This window comes from Mangrovimonas sp. YM274 (genome assembly GCF_030908385.1).
Lineage (GTDB): Bacteria > Bacteroidota > Bacteroidia > Flavobacteriales > Flavobacteriaceae > Mangrovimonas_A.
Window position 1 is genome coordinate 1,364,886 of record NZ_CP133091.1, and the last position, 14,310, is coordinate 1,379,195.

The following is a 14,310-nucleotide window of genomic DNA, read 5'->3' on the forward strand; positions in this document are numbered from 1 at the left end:
AAACCAATACTAGACACCAATATATGAACAGAACAGAGATTACCACTTTGGGGGCTTTAAAAAAAGCAGGTTACAAATACCAATCCATTAAAGATGAGCTGCGGAATAACCTTATTGAAAAGCTTAAAGGGGATGAACCTACTTTTGAAGGTGTACACGGCTATGAGCATACGGTCATTCCAGAATTGGAGCGGGCCATTTTATCTCGACACAATATTAATTTATTGGGGTTAAGGGGGCAGGCAAAAACACGATTGACTCGTTTGATGGTTAATTTATTGGACGAATATATTCCAGTGGTAAAAGGTTCAGAAATCAATGACGACCCTCAAAGGCCCTTGTCTAGGTATGCCCATGAACTTATTAAGGAGAAAGGCGATGATACCCCTATTGTATGGTTGCATCGCAGTGAACGTTTTGCTGAAAAATTGGCAACACCAGATGTTACGGTAGCTGATATTATTGGGGATGTAGACCCAATTAAAGCAGCTAACCTTAAATTGAGTTATGCCGATGACCGCGTCATCCATTATGGGATGATTCCAAGAGCCAATCGCTGTATTTTTGTCATTAACGAGCTACCGGATTTGCAGGCAAGGATTCAAGTAGCCTTATTTAATATTCTTCAGGAAGGGGACATTCAAATACGTGGTTTTAAACTGCGTTTGCCTTTGGATATCCAATTCGTTTTTACGGCAAATCCGGAGGATTATACCAACAGAGGAAGTATTGTGACTCCACTCAAAGACCGTATAGGTTCACAAATATTAACGCATTACCCTCAAGATATTGAGACCGCAAAGTTAATTACCCAACAGGAAGCCAAATTGGATTCCAGACAGTCCAAAAACATTTTAATTCCAGAATTGGCAAAGGATTTATTGGAGCAGGTTGCTTTTGCAGCTAGGGATAGTGAATATATAGATGCCAAAAGTGGTGTAAGTGCCCGTTTAGGAATTACGGCCTATGAGAATTTATTGAGTACAGCCGAGCGCCGAGCATTGCAATGTGAGGATGCCACAACAACCGTGCGCATGGGTGATTTTATGGGTATCATTCCTTCTATAACAGGAAAGGTAGAATTGGTGTATGAAGGAGAGCAGGAAGGGGCTTCGGTAGTGGCCTACAACCTAATAGGTGACGCCGTAAAATCATTGTTTGTTGAAATCTTTCCAAAGATTGAAAAATTGAAAAAGGAGACCGATGTTACTCCTTATGATGATATTGTATCTTGGTTTTTCAATCAAAAGGAAGGTTTTGAATTGTTGGACGATGTACCTGATAGAGATTATAAAGCCATGTTGGATAGCATAGCCCCATTGGACACTTTATTGAACGCCTATGTACCAGATATAGAACCTTCCGAAAAATATTTTGTAAAGGAGTTTGTGCTATGGGCCTTGGTAGAGTTTAAGCAGTTGAGCAAATTTCGATTTACCGAGGGGATTCAGTTTAAGGATCCTTACGGTAGTTTTTTTGGGGGCATTTAATAGCCCCCTCTAGTTTTAATATTGTTGGCGCAAAGGTGTACAATTTCAGAAATGCGCTTGATCCTAGTAGTTTCACGCTTGGCTTGGTTCAACCAATATAAATATCCTTTTCTATAGGACGGCGCAAAGTTTTGGTAGTTTTCAAAGGCTAGTGGATGCTGTTCAAAGGCTTGTTGAAGATCTTTGGGGATGATGCCGTTTTCCACATCGTCCAAACTTGTCCAACTGCCGTTGTTCTTCGCAATTTTTATTGTTTTTAGACCACTTTCATGCATTAGGTTGGATTCCATAAGTTCTTCAATGTATCGTTTGTTCAAAGCGCTCCATACACTTTTAGGGTTCCTTGGCGTAAAATATTGTTTCCGTTTACCATCTCCCAAGCTTTTTACGGTGGAGTCAATCCATCCAAAACAGAGTGCTACTTTAACGGCTTCTTCCCAACGCATACTGTCCATGTCATGGTTTACTTTATAGAAAATTAAATGTACACCTTCATACTGGGTGTGGTTAGCCATGAGCCATTCTCGCCATGCAATATGGGTTTTAAAATATAATTCGGGAATGTTGGACATGTTCCAAAGCTTTAAGCATTGACAAATTTTTCAAGTAACTGTCTAACCTCATTGGTGTCCTTAATGTAATATTTGGCTTTGGTGGTTTTGGAAGCTACTTTAACGGTATAGGCCGATTCAGGTAATTCCTCAAACATATATTCATCGGTCCAATCATCACCAATGGCAAAAATAAAGTCATAGGTATCGTCTGGTATTAATCTCAAGCAAGCTCGGCCTTTGTTGACATTACTGTTTTTGATTTCAATAACCTTATTACCCGAAAGAACGCTTAAGTTATCATTGGAAATTAATCCGGTTAGTACGGTGTTTAACTCGATGGTTCTAATTTGTGCCAGCTCGGGATCTGCTTTGCGGTAGTGCCAAGCCAAGGAGTATTGTTTGGTCTCAATGAATGTACCTGGTGTGCGATCCACAAATGTTTCCAAAATAGGCCTTACATTTTCCATCCAGTCATTTTTGAGATGTTCCAGTGCTTCCCAATTGGTTTCGGGACGTTTTAGCCACACGCCATGGTCGGTGATAAGGTTGTAGTTTTTATTGTTAAACCATTTTTTGAAGGTGCCTTGATCTCTACCGCTAATGATGACCAAATCAGTGTTTTCCTGTTCACTTAATTTATCTAAAAGGGCAAAGAGCTCATTGTCTGGACTAGCATCTTTAGGGTTGTCTTTAAAGCCAACTAAGGTACCGTCATAGTCCAAGAACAGAAGTTTTCTTTTGGCCTTTTTGTAATTGGCAAACATATCCGTTTGAGCAGCATCGTCCAAGCGCTTCGCCACGGCAACAGATTCTGTTACTTTAGTGGCGTTAAGAGATTTCATGAACTCATCGGCCCATTTTTCAACGGTATAGCGCTTGAGTCGCTTTTGAAGAATTTTAATGCGTTTGTGCTGCTCTTCCATAGGCATTTCCAAAGCCTGTTTTAAGGTGTTGGCAATGTCTTCAAAATTGTTTGGATTGATAAGCAAGGCTTCATTCATTTCTTTGGAAGCTCCTGCCATTTCACTTAAAATCAACACGCCATCACCATTAACTCTAGTAGCAATATATTCCTTGGCAACCAAGTTCATTCCATCTCGAAGTGGTGTAATAATGGCAACATCAGAAGAGGTATATAAGTCTATTAGGTTTTCAAAGGGCATGGCTCTATAAAAATACCATATAGGAGTCCAGCTGACGGTAGAAAATTCACCATTAATACGTCCTACAAGCTCATCGGTCTCTCGTTTTAGGCGTTGGTACTGTGGGACATTGGAGCGTGAAGGAACGGCCAACATGATCAACCTTACTTTTTCTTTAAATTCTGGGTATTTGTTCAAGAAATATTCAAAAGCCCTAAGCCTGTTGGGGATACCTTTGGTATAATCTAAACGGTCTATGGAGAGTATCATTTTAGCGTCATTGGTAGACTGGATATGGTCGTCCAAGCGGCGTTGCAATTCCGATTTTTCCGTGGGAACCATTTGGTTGTGGCGTAAAGCTGCATCGTGAAATTTGGTATAGTCAATCCCCATTGGGAAGGAGTCTACTTTTACAGTGCGATCGCCATATGTAATTTTATTAAACTTAACATCCAATCGCAATATGCGTTTTACCGAACTTAAAAAATGGCGTTCGTAATCGTAGGTATGGAAACCTAAAAGGTCGGCACCTAACATACCTGTTAAAAGTTCCTCACGCCATGGAAAGGTTCTGAATATTTCATAGGAAGGGTATGGGATGTGCAAGAAGAATCCAATAGTAGTATTGGGCTTTTTATCTCTAATCAATTGCGGCAACAGTAACAATTGGTAGTCATGAACCCAAACGGTGTCTCCATCTTCAAGGTTTTCCACCACTACATCTGCAAACTTTTGGTTCACTTCAATATAGGAATCCCATTGATCCTTTTCAAATTCAGTGTATTCCATGAAGTAATGAAATAGCGGCCAAAGGGTTTTATTGCTAAAGCCATAATAGAAATTTTCCACATCCTGTTCCGTAAGAGGAACCGCGACACATTTTTCTTTTTTGATGGCATTGTCCACCTTTTTGGAAAGCGCCTCGTCCAAAGCTTCTTCGGTTAAACCAGACCATCCTATCCAGATGCCATTGCCATCAGCATGAACCGATTTCATTCCCGTGGCAAGGCCCCCAACACTAGGGACAATATTTAAGGAATTCTGTTCTATTTTAACCTGTAATGGTAGTCTATTGGATACAATGATGGTTTTACTCATGAAATTTTATTTATAAAATTGTTTATACTGCGAATTTTGTTAATTTAATGAAAAATTGAACGTTTTCCATATCAAAAAGAAAAAGAATTAATGAACAACTTAGATTACGGGATTATAGGGAATTGCAGAAGTGCTGCATTGATTTCAAAAACAGGTGCTATAGAGTGGTGTTGCCTACCAGAATTCGATTCGTCATCGGTATTTGCTAAACTACTGGATGAGAATATTGGGGGGAGCTTTGAGATTTTGGTGGACGAAACTTACACCATTACCCAAGACTATATAGAGAATACTACAATTTTAGTGACTAGATTTAGTCAGGGCAACGATGTTTTTGAAGTCCACGATTTTATGCCGCGTTATTATAAGGCGAATGGAGGGTATCAAGCGCCTCCCGAGATTATTCGCTATATCCATCATATATCAGGAAAACCTACCTTTAGGGTAAAGTACAATCCTAAACTAGAATACGCCAAAGGTGTCACGGAAATCTATATTAAGGAACACTTCATTGTGAGTTTGACCTACGGGGAGAGATTTGATACTTTATTTCTGTATACCAATTTTGATAAAGAAAAGGTTGTTAATGGCGACACTATAGAACTTACAGAGGATGGCTATTTTTTGGTGGGATATAATGAGAAGGTATTCGAAACTACGGTAGAAAGCGTATATCTGGAACACCAGAGAACCAAGGTATATTGGTTGAATTGGATGGATAGGACTCCTAAATATAAACGTTACCAAAAACAGATTTCCAGAAGTGCCTTGACCCTCAAGTTACTAACATACGACAAGACCGGAGCTGTTTTGGCTGCGGCTACAACCTCCTTGCCTGAAACCATTGGGGAAGTACGTAATTGGGACTATAGGTTTTGTTGGATAAGGGATGCCTCTATGGTGATTAAAGTGGTATCTCAGTTAGGACATAAAAACATTGCTAAACGCTATCTTAAGTTCATCATGGATTTGATTCCGGATAAGGATGAGAAACTGCAGATTATGTATGGAATCAATAAAGAAAAGCGTCTGAGCGAAACAACTTTGGACCATTTAAGTGGTTATAAAAATTCCAGTCCTGTACGTGTGGGCAATGCAGCTTATAAGCAAAAGCAAAATGATATTTATGGAATTTTAATGGATGTCATTCACCAACAGTTTATCAACTTTTCTATGGATATTGAACATACCGAAGAGATTTGGACCATAACAAAAGGAATTGTTTGGGTAGTCAATAAGCACTGGAAAGAAGCCGATAAAGGTATTTGGGAATTTAGAACGGAGGATAGACATTTCACCTTTTCAAAGGTGTTATGTTGGGTTGCCGTTGATAAAGCTATAAAAGTGGCCGAAATATTGAATAAACAAGGGAAAGTAACCAAATGGAAACAAATTGCAGCAGAGATTAAAGAGGACATAATGAGCAAGGCCTGGAGCGATGAAGCTAAAGCGTTTACACAATCCTATGGCTCTCACGATTTGGATGCTTCGGTGTTGTTGATGGAGCCCTATGGTTTTATTGAAGCAAGGGATCCTAAATACATTAGTACCGTAAATGCTATAGAACGCGATTTAAGTAATGACGGTCTCCTTTATCGTTATAAAAATAGAGACGATTTTGGTTTGCCGTCTTCATCTTTTACCATCTGTACGTTTTGGTTCATTAATAGTCTATATAAAATAGGAGAGGTGCAAAAAGCAAAACAATGGTTTGATAGATTGTTGTCCTATAGCAATCATTTAGGTTTGTTTAGTGAGGATATCGATTTTAAAACCAAACGTTTGTTGGGCAATTTTCCTCAGGCCTATTCCCATTTGGCTTTGATAGAAACTGCTATCAACTTGTCTAATGTTACAGATGATGAACGTGTATTGGATAAGATGCGTTAAGCCTTAATTTGATTTTTTATAATTGAATTTCACAGTGTCCACTTCACCCGATTTGTTGTGGATATCCACGTAGACATTCATTTCGGTGTCGCTAATTTTTTCAAAGGTCATCCCTTCAAAAACAACTTTTGTAGGGGTGATTTCTTTTAAGGGAAAATCTACCGTTTCGTCTTTGTCTTCCCAGCCAGTTAAGTCATTTTTAAAATGTTTTAGTTGAAGAATCAGGGTATTATTGACTTCGCGTATGATTTCAATTTCATAAAAAGAGACTTTACCATCGTTGATAAGTTTGAAAGTGGCCATCATGGAGCCTCCCGAAGGTTCGCTCCAGTTTTCTTCAGTTTGTCCTCCAAAGGCTTCGCCTTTCCAATTACCTGCTATCCAAGAAATATTATCCAGTTTGGGTTCTAAAGCCATTGTTTGTGAGATGCCTAGAAAGGGAATAATTAACATTACCAGAAATAAGGATAATTTTGAAATCATAGATCTTATTTTATAAAGGAAGTTAGTGAGAATAGATTGGATTTGGTTCTTTTTTTGTTTTGTAATTAATTTAATTTCAAGTGGTTAGTGTGAAATACACTTTTTTTTATAAATTTAACACTCTTCCTTAATAGCGTTTCCCACGGCTGTATTTAACCTGCGCTTATTTATGCAATTTTATTTACTAACCAAAAAATCATTTTAAAATGAAAAAACTAGTTGCATGCTTTTGTGTGGTGTCTATTATGTTCACTGCATGTCAAGAAGGAGAATTTTTGGAAGCTAAAGATGTGGAGGCCGCTACTTCATTAGAAGATCAAATTATTAGGGTAAACCTAAGTTCTAATGTGAGAAATCAAACAGCCCGTTCGGGAAACAATAATGATGATCCTGCTCGGGAATTTATGTCTGCTATTAATACAGCACTTTCTGGACAGGGAATACTATTGGAGAAGATTGAGTTTCTGGGTATGGGGGAAGAAGGAAGAACTTTAACTTTTTTTAGTGATAGGGGCAATAAGCAATTAACATCCGATTTTGTTCCTAATGATTTTAGAAATGTTGGAGGAACAGCAGTTCCCTATTGGATTGATGATATGGAATTGGGCACCTCTTCAGGTATGACAGAACAAGAAACTTTTGATGCCATTGTGGATTGTATGGCCATTTGGGATGCTGAGACCTGTTCTCAAGGCCTTGATATTCCATTTTTAGGAACATCTGGAATGGATGTTGGATTGATACAGCTTTTTATGGGATATGGGGGATTTGATGGCATTATTCCAGGGACTATTTTGCACGGGGGAATCTTGCCGCCCAGTTTTTTTGAAGATATCAACGGGCTAGGTGGAGGTAGTGGAACTATTGGCGCGACTTTCACTTTTATTTGGCTTAATTTTGAAGATGGACAACCTTCAGATATTGATGGTAATGGAAAGGATGATGTTGCATTTAGGGAAATTTATATCAATGATAATTTTAATTTTCAGGATGCACCAAATCATGAATTGTTTGAGGGGGTTGTAGATTTTGAAACTATAGTTCTGCATGAAGTAGGCCATGGTTTGTCTCAAGGACACTTTGGGATGGCCTTTCCTGATAATGGACATTTTAATATACACTTTGCTCCGGCAGCACTTATGAACGCTGTGTATTCGGTTCCTAGAAGAGAGGTGACTCAAACAGATCAAGCTGGACATTGCAGTATTTGGGCAGATTGGCCAAACAATTAGAGTGCCATTCTTTATAAAAAATCAAAGCCCATTCAATAATTTGAATGGGCTTTTTCCAATTTATATTAGAATTCTGATTTAGTCAATAAATTTAAAAAATTCAACGCTCCGCAACAAGCGCTAGTTTTGTACCATCTGGACTAACCGCCATTCTAGTAATGTTGTGAAGGTTTAACTCTTTTAAACTTGCAATTTGAACCCATTCTTTTCCTTGTGTAGGATTTAGGTGATAGATGTAGTCATCCTTCGCCATTAGGATAGTACCGTCATTTAACCAGACGAGATCTTCACTATCTGTTAGTGTATTGGCAATAAATGTGAATTTTTGCGTTTTTTGGTTAAAAGAATGGATTTCCCATTGTGGTTTCTCTTTGGAAACATAGCTAATTAAATTGCTGTTTGGAATGTTGAGAAGGGAGCGCCCAATATTTCTTTGGATGGTATCTGCTTTGTGATGTTTTAGGTTGTATTCCACCAAGGAAAGCATGTCTGGTTCCAAAACGGCCAAAAACAAGGTGTTTTTATCTTTCCATGCATGATAGCCAATCAGTAAATTATCTATAAGAACTTCCGAGGAGTCATCATTCAAACTGTAGCTGTATAATTTTTGGCTGCTATCCAATCCTAAATTGATTGAAGAAACAGCTTTTTTACCAGGGATTTTAATGGGGGAGTATTCACTGCCTTCGGTGTTACAAAGCCAAGTTGTCTCACCTGTTTTCAAATTGTATTGGGCTATATCGGTTTGACCATTTCTAGTGGAAGAAAAGACTAGGGTGTAGTTATCTAGAAACGACGGTTGGTTGTCATAACCTTCCTTATTAGAAATATTTTGGATATTGGAAAGTTCCAATTTACCCGAGGAATGGTCAATATCGAACAGAAATACATCGGTATTGGGTTGGGCATAAATTACGGTTGTAATGCACAATAAAATGGGTAATAGAGAATAGCGCTTCATGATTTTGTATTTAGGCTAAAGATATAAAGTTTATGAATTAAGTAGGTGAAAACTTGCATGTGCAAATTATATTACTACATTTGTAGTATCAAAACTATAATTGTGGATATAAAACAACTGAACAAATCGGAATTGCAAATCATGAAATATCTATGGAGCCTCAAAAAGGGCTTCATGAAAGATATCGTAGAGCAATTTCCAGAACCTCGCCCTGCCTACACCACCATTTCAACCTTGTTGAAACGTATGTGCGATAAGGATTATATAGGTTTCAATAGGTTGGGACGTGATAAGGAGTATTATCCCATACTTCAAAAGAACGACTATTTTTCCGGGCAAATGAAAGGCATGATCAAGCACTTTTTTAATAATTCTTCTTCGCAGTTTGCTTCGTTCTTTACAAAAAATACTGATTTGAGTATTCAGGAATTAGAAGAGTTGCAAGAGATGCTTCAAGAGAAAATCAATCAAAAAAAACAATAGGATGTTGCATTATGTACTCTATTCAATATTGGGTTTAGGAGCTTCATTTGGCATTTTTTCATTGTTATTGAAGTATCATAAAAGCTTTTTGTTTAACCGCTTTTTCCTTTTAGTTTCCTTATCGCTTTGTTTGTTGGCGCCTTTACTTGAAATTGAGATGTTTAATAGTGTGCCTAATTTAGCTGAGGTTACTTTGGAACCTTCAAATTATAGTTTGCAGACCAACGAAATTCTTTCTGTTCAGACAGTTGAACACATTACGCTAAAACCAAATACGGCTATTAAAGGGCTCTTGGTTTTATATATACTCGTTACGGGATGTTTTGTTTTTAGGTTTTTAAAAAATTTAAGGCATATTCTGAAGCTTACAAAACAGCATTCTGGCCTTATAGAGGATTTAAAGTTGGTGCCCATTGATGGACAGGATGAAGCGTTCAGTTTTTTTAATTATTTGTTTGTTGATACTGAAAGTTTAGAAGATGCCATTTACAAGAGTAGTGTTGTAAAGCATGAAATGGCCCATTGGAAGCAGCTACACACTTTGGATGTACTCTACACTGAAATTATACTCTGCTTTTTTTGGTTCAACCCATTTGTATGGTTGTACAAAAAGGCAATTATTCAAAACCACGAATACTTGGCAGATAGGAGTGTAGTTGAATCGGGGATTGATACTCTTAACTATTCCCAGGCAATTATTCATTTTAACAGCGCATTGAAAGGACATCCCTTTGCGAGCGGCTTTAATTTTAATCAAACCAAAAATAGACTTCATATGTTACATCAATCAAAATCATCAATCGCAAATCGAACAGTTAAAATTGCTTTAGCCCTGGTGCTATCCACAGGAGTATTTGTGTTCAGTTCATTTACAGAAAGAAAGGACCAACTAGTAGTTGTTGTAGACGCAGGTCATGGCGGACATGATCTTGGGACTTTAATGGAAAAGGACGTAGTGCTCAAAATTTCACAATTGCTGGCTTCTAAAAGCAATAGTAAAGTGAAAATTATTGAAACAAGGAATTCAGATGAATTTCTAACGCTAGGGGAGAGAGCCCAATTTATCAATGAACAACAACCAGACTTGGTTATCAGCTTACATTGTAATGCTGCTAGTGATCCTTCTAAGAATGGGGTAGGAGTCATTTTTGACCGAAATAGTAAATATGCAGAGGCGTCTCATAAATATGGGAAGACCTTATTGGAACATCAATTGGGAGCGTTGTTCGATAAAGGCGATATACAAACAGGGAGTATGGTAATTCTTAAAAATATCAATTGTCCAGGTGTGCTTTTTGAGTTGGGCTTTTTAAGTAATGAAGGGGATAAGGCTATGTTGTTGGATTCAGATAATCAAGAACACATTGCTGCCTCCTTATATGAAGGGTTGCTTGAAATTAGGGACGAAAAATAGGTTCTGAACAACAGAGAATAAAAAAGCCAATTCAAATTAATGAATTGGCTTTTCTGCTTCTGTAAACTTAAAATTTTGAATTAGTCAGAACATATTTAGAAGCAGTATTTATTTTCGGCAGTTACCTTTTCGGCAATACTATTGCGTAAGGCAACAATGTCTGGGTAGTTTGCGTATTTGGTGAAACGTTTCAGTCCCATCAACATCATGCGTTGCTCATCTCCTTGTGCAAATGAAATAATACCTTCACGTCCATTTTGCTCTATCGTGGTTACGGCGTGGTACAAATACAGTTTGGCCATGGCAATTTGTGAAGCTTGCGCGTCTTCTCCAAAGCGTTTGGCATTTTTCTCAGCTCTTAAAATAGCCGATTCCGCCATGTAGATTTCAATCAAAATATCAGATGCCGCCAACAACAATTGTTGATGTGCTTCCAAATCTGGCCCAAATTTTTGAACCGCAGCTCCAGCAACCATCAAGAACACCTTTTTCAGTTTGGCAATCATGGCCTTTTCTTCTGAAAGCAATTCTGAATAATCTGGGGTGTCAAACGAAGGAATACCCATAAGTTCCTCTTGTACCTTCATAGCAGGTCCTAATAAGTCCACATGGCCTTTCATGGCTTTTTTAATCAGCATACCCACCGATAACATTCGGTTGATTTCGTTGGTTCCTTCATAAATACGGGCAATACGGGCATCTCTCCAAGCAGCTTCCATTGGCGTGTCTTTAGAGAATCCCATACCTCCAAAAATTTGGATCCCTTCATCGGCACAGTTTTGTACATCTTCCGATACGGAAACCTTCAAAATAGAACATTCTATGGCATATTCCTCGACACCTTTAAGCTCGGCTTCTTGGTGGGAATTTCCGGCTTCCATTCTTAAGGCTATACGATCCTCAATATTTTTAGCAGCTCGGTAACAGGCCGATTCGCCTACATAGGCATTGGTAGCCATTTCTGCTATTTTCATTTTAATAGCGCCAAAATTAGCAATAGGCGTTTTGAACTGCTTACGCTCGGTGGCATATTGTACCGCAGTGGTAGTAATGCGTCGCTGTGAATCCAAACAAGCGGCAGCCAATTTAATACGACCAATGTTTAAGGCATTCATGGCTATTTTAAAACCTTCTCCACGTCCAGCAAGCATATTTTCTACAGGTACTTCCGTATCACTAAAAAATACTTGACGTGTAGAGGAGGCATGAATGCCCAATTTGTGCTCTTCTTCCCCTAGGGAAATCCCATTATTAGGGTCGTTTTCAACAATAAATCCAGTGATGTATTTGTCATCCTCTATTCGCGCAAATACAATGAACATATTACAGAAACCCGCATTAGAGATCCACATTTTTTGTCCGTTGATCTTATAGCTTTTCCCGTCCTCTGAAAGTTGGGCCGTCGTTTTTCCTGAATTGGCATCACTACCAGCACCAGGTTCCGTAAGGGCATAGGCTCCAAACCATTCCCCAGTAGCCAACCTAGGAACATATTTTTGTTTTTGTTCTTCGGTTCCATAAAGCGTGATAGGCATGGTACCTATCCCCGTATGTGCTCCAAAGGCCGTACTGAAGGAACCTGTTCCACTGGAAATATAATCGCAGGTTAGCATGGTAGAGACAAAGCCCATACCAAGTCCACCATATTCTTCGGGAACGGCCACCCCTAAAAAGCCAAGTTCTCCAGCTTTTTTCATTACCTCTTCGGTTAGGGCATAATCCTTGGCCTCAAACCTAGGTTTATTGGGGATGATTTCACGGTCGTTGAATTCCATAACCGCTTCCTTCATCATTAGTTGTTCCTCTGAAAAATCTTCAGGAGTAAACACGTCGTCACAGTTGGTTTCCTTAACCAAAAACTGTCCGCCTCTTAAAATATCTTTTTCTGTAGTTTCCATATATTTAAAAGATTAAAGAAACAAGATTCAAGAGTCAAGACTCACTTGTCTAAACCAGATTGAAAACTTGAAATCATTTTTTGTAATTGTTTAATATTTTGTTCTAATTGATTAAATGTATTTTCCGAAAGATAACCTGCATTAAAAGCAATTATTAATTGAGTTTCCCATTCAAATGCAGATCCTAAACTATCTTCCAAATATTTATTGAAATGCTTACCGCTACTTTTACTAGAGCCTTCGGCAATGTTTGAAGGGATAGAAACAGCACAACGATTCATTTGAGAGGCAAGTCCAAACTTTTCAAAGTCAGGAAATGTTTTAGTAAGGCTATAGGTTTCAGAAACTAAAGTTATGTTGTCATTCCATATTTTTAGCTTTTTGAAGTTGTGCATAAAGTCTTTTATCTAGGTTCTTAGATCTTGATTCTTGGTTCTATTTACCTCAGTTTTAATTAAAAAATTCAAAAATTCCACAGGCACCTTGCCCTGTTCCCACACACATGGTTACAGCACCGTACTTGCCTTTCATATCACGTTTGCGCATTTCGTCAAACAATTGCACGGAAAGTTTGGCTCCTGTACATCCTAGTGGGTGTCCTAGTGCAATGGCTCCACCATTGACATTGACGATGTTTGGGTTCAATTCCAATTCGCGGATTACGGCTATGGATTGGGACGCAAAGGCTTCGTTAAGCTCTATAAGGCTGAGGTCTTCTTGTTTCAGACCGGCTTGTTTCAAGGCTTTTGGAATGGCTTTTACTGGGCCAATTCCCATAATACGTGGTTCAACACCGGCAGCGGCGTAATTTACCAAACGTGCAATAGGCTCCAAGTTGAGTTCTTTTACCAAATCTTCGCTCATCACCATTACAAAAGCAGCGCCATCGCTCATTTGTGAAGAGTTCCCTGCTGTTACGCTACCATCGGCAGCAAATACAGGTCTTAACCTAGACAAAGCATCTAGATTGGTATCCTTTCTTGGTCCTTCATCTTTGGTAACAGTATAGGTTTTTGAGGCCTTTTTACCATGTTCATCGATATAAACCTGTTCTACATTAATAGGGACAATTTGATCCTGAAAGCGGTCTTCCGCCTGCGCTTTTAAGGCTTTCATGTGGGAATTAAAAGCAAATTCGTCCTGATCTGTTCTGGAGACTTTAAATTGCTTTGCAACGGCTTCAGCGGTTAATCCCATACCCCAATAGTAGTCTTCATGTCCAGCTTTGGCGGCAGCATAATCCGGCACCGGTTTGTAGCCACCCATAGGAATGTAGCTCATACTTTCGGCCCCACCGGCAATAATACAATCGGCCATCCCAGCTTGGATTTTTGCCGTGGCAATACCAATGGTTTCAATACCAGAGGCACAATAGCGGTTGACAGTCACACCCGGTACGTCTTCAATTTTCAATCCCATGAGGGAAATCAAGCGGCCCATATTAAGACCTTGCTCGGCCTCGGGCATGGCGTTTCCCACAATGACATCGTCAATACGGGTTTTATCAAATTCAGGGAGTTGGTCCATCATGTACTGTATGGTTTCCGCAGCCAATTCATCGGGCCTTTTAAAACGGAACACTCCTTTAGGGGCTTTCCCTACAGCGGTTCTATATCCTTTTACTATATATGCGGTTTTCATGTTTTTTGTATTTAGATTTTTAGA

Annotated in this window: 12 protein-coding genes; 5 read left to right on the plus strand and 7 right to left on the minus strand. The window is 38.8% G+C overall.

The window, feature by feature from the left end:
* Positions 1-23: 23 nt before the first annotated feature.
* On the plus strand, positions 24-1,490 hold the full coding sequence (locus RBH95_RS06015; RefSeq protein ID WP_307901781.1) for a magnesium chelatase: 1,467 nt from the start codon (positions 24-26) through the stop codon (positions 1,488-1,490).
* Here the strand turns inward: RBH95_RS06015 and RBH95_RS06020 are convergent.
* Both RBH95_RS06020 and RBH95_RS06025 read right to left on the minus strand, forming a co-directional pair.
* Positions 1,487-2,062: a YdeI family protein gene (locus RBH95_RS06020; protein WP_307901782.1), complete on the minus strand. Its 576-nt coding sequence runs from the start codon at positions 2,060-2,062 to the stop codon at positions 1,487-1,489. The two genes, RBH95_RS06015 and RBH95_RS06020, sit on opposite strands and share 4 nt — an antisense overlap.
* A gap of 11 nt (positions 2,063-2,073) precedes the next feature.
* On the minus strand, positions 2,074-4,284 hold the full coding sequence (locus RBH95_RS06025) for a bifunctional alpha,alpha-trehalose-phosphate synthase (UDP-forming)/trehalose-phosphatase (protein ID WP_307901783.1): 2,211 nt from the start codon (positions 4,282-4,284) through the stop codon (positions 2,074-2,076).
* 90 nt (positions 4,285-4,374) lie between these two features.
* On the opposite strand from RBH95_RS06025, the gene RBH95_RS06030 reads away from it, so the two are divergent.
* Positions 4,375-6,174 (plus strand): glycoside hydrolase family 15 protein, encoded by a 1,800-nt coding sequence (locus tag RBH95_RS06030; protein WP_307901784.1) that lies wholly within the window; start codon positions 4,375-4,377, stop codon positions 6,172-6,174.
* Between the two features lie 3 nt (positions 6,175-6,177).
* On the opposite strand, the gene RBH95_RS06035 is transcribed toward RBH95_RS06030, so the two are convergent.
* Positions 6,178-6,657, minus strand: coding sequence for a DUF6265 family protein (locus tag RBH95_RS06035; RefSeq protein ID WP_307901785.1), 480 nt, complete (start codon positions 6,655-6,657; stop codon positions 6,178-6,180).
* A gap of 206 nt (positions 6,658-6,863) precedes the next feature.
* On the opposite strand from RBH95_RS06035, the gene RBH95_RS06040 reads away from it, so the two are divergent.
* Positions 6,864-7,889 (plus strand): hypothetical protein, encoded by a 1,026-nt coding sequence (locus RBH95_RS06040; protein ID WP_307901786.1) that lies wholly within the window; start codon positions 6,864-6,866, stop codon positions 7,887-7,889.
* Between the two features lie 100 nt (positions 7,890-7,989).
* Here the strand turns inward: RBH95_RS06040 and RBH95_RS06045 are convergent, their stop codons facing one another.
* Positions 7,990-8,850 carry a hypothetical protein gene (locus tag RBH95_RS06045; RefSeq protein WP_307901787.1) on the minus strand — a complete coding sequence of 287 codons (861 nt, stop codon included), beginning with the start codon at positions 8,848-8,850 and terminating at the stop codon, positions 7,990-7,992.
* A 108-nt stretch (positions 8,851-8,958) separates the two neighbouring features.
* Here RBH95_RS06045 and RBH95_RS06050 point away from each other — a divergent pair, with 108 nt between their 5' ends.
* Together RBH95_RS06050 and RBH95_RS06055 are read left to right on the plus strand one after the other, a co-directional pair.
* Positions 8,959-9,333 carry a BlaI/MecI/CopY family transcriptional regulator gene (locus RBH95_RS06050; RefSeq protein WP_053978392.1) on the plus strand — a complete coding sequence of 125 codons (375 nt, stop codon included), beginning with the start codon at positions 8,959-8,961 and terminating at the stop codon, positions 9,331-9,333.
* 133 nt (positions 9,334-9,466) lie between these two features.
* On the plus strand, positions 9,467-10,747 hold the full coding sequence (locus RBH95_RS06055; protein WP_307901788.1) for a M56/M15 family metallopeptidase: 1,281 nt from the start codon (positions 9,467-9,469) through the stop codon (positions 10,745-10,747).
* 95 nt (positions 10,748-10,842) lie between these two features.
* Here the strand turns inward: RBH95_RS06055 and RBH95_RS06060 are convergent, their stop codons facing one another.
* The 3 genes from RBH95_RS06060 to RBH95_RS06070 are packed head-to-tail and all read right to left on the minus strand — an operon-like array spanning position 10,843 to position 14,286.
* The gene (locus tag RBH95_RS06060) at positions 10,843-12,645 is read right to left on the minus strand and encodes an acyl-CoA dehydrogenase family protein (protein ID WP_307901789.1); all 1,803 of its coding nucleotides are present in this window, start codon (positions 12,643-12,645) and stop codon (positions 10,843-10,845) included.
* A gap of 41 nt (positions 12,646-12,686) precedes the next feature.
* Positions 12,687-13,040, minus strand: a complete 354-nt coding sequence (locus tag RBH95_RS06065) for a four helix bundle protein (protein ID WP_307901790.1) — start codon at positions 13,038-13,040, stop codon at positions 12,687-12,689.
* 55 nt (positions 13,041-13,095) lie between these two features.
* A complete protein-coding gene (locus tag RBH95_RS06070; RefSeq protein ID WP_307901791.1) occupies positions 13,096-14,286 on the minus strand; it encodes an acetyl-CoA C-acyltransferase in 1,191 nt (396 codons plus the stop codon).
* Between the last annotated feature and the right edge of the window lie 24 nt (positions 14,287-14,310).

Bases quoted from the DNA above. Each gene is read 5' to 3' on its own strand.
- RBH95_RS06015 (WP_307901781.1), top strand. From the start codon at position 24: ATGAACAGAACAGAGATTACCACTTTGGGGGCTTTAAAAAAAGCAGGT.
- RBH95_RS06020 (WP_307901782.1), bottom strand. From the start codon at position 2,062: ATGTCCAACATTCCCGAATTATATTTTAAAACCCATATTGCATGGCGA.
- RBH95_RS06025 (WP_307901783.1), bottom strand. From the start codon at position 4,284: ATGAGTAAAACCATCATTGTATCCAATAGACTACCATTACAGGTTAAA.
- RBH95_RS06030 (WP_307901784.1), top strand. From the start codon at position 4,375: ATGAACAACTTAGATTACGGGATTATAGGGAATTGCAGAAGTGCTGCA.
- RBH95_RS06035 (WP_307901785.1), bottom strand. From the start codon at position 6,657: ATGATTTCAAAATTATCCTTATTTCTGGTAATGTTAATTATTCCCTTT.
- RBH95_RS06040 (WP_307901786.1), top strand. From the start codon at position 6,864: ATGAAAAAACTAGTTGCATGCTTTTGTGTGGTGTCTATTATGTTCACT.
- RBH95_RS06045 (WP_307901787.1), bottom strand. From the start codon at position 8,850: ATGAAGCGCTATTCTCTATTACCCATTTTATTGTGCATTACAACCGTA.
- RBH95_RS06060 (WP_307901789.1), bottom strand. From the start codon at position 12,645: ATGGAAACTACAGAAAAAGATATTTTAAGAGGCGGACAGTTTTTGGTT.
- RBH95_RS06065 (WP_307901790.1), bottom strand. From the start codon at position 13,040: ATGCACAACTTCAAAAAGCTAAAAATATGGAATGACAACATAACTTTA.
- RBH95_RS06070 (WP_307901791.1), bottom strand. From the start codon at position 14,286: ATGAAAACCGCATATATAGTAAAAGGATATAGAACCGCTGTAGGGAAA.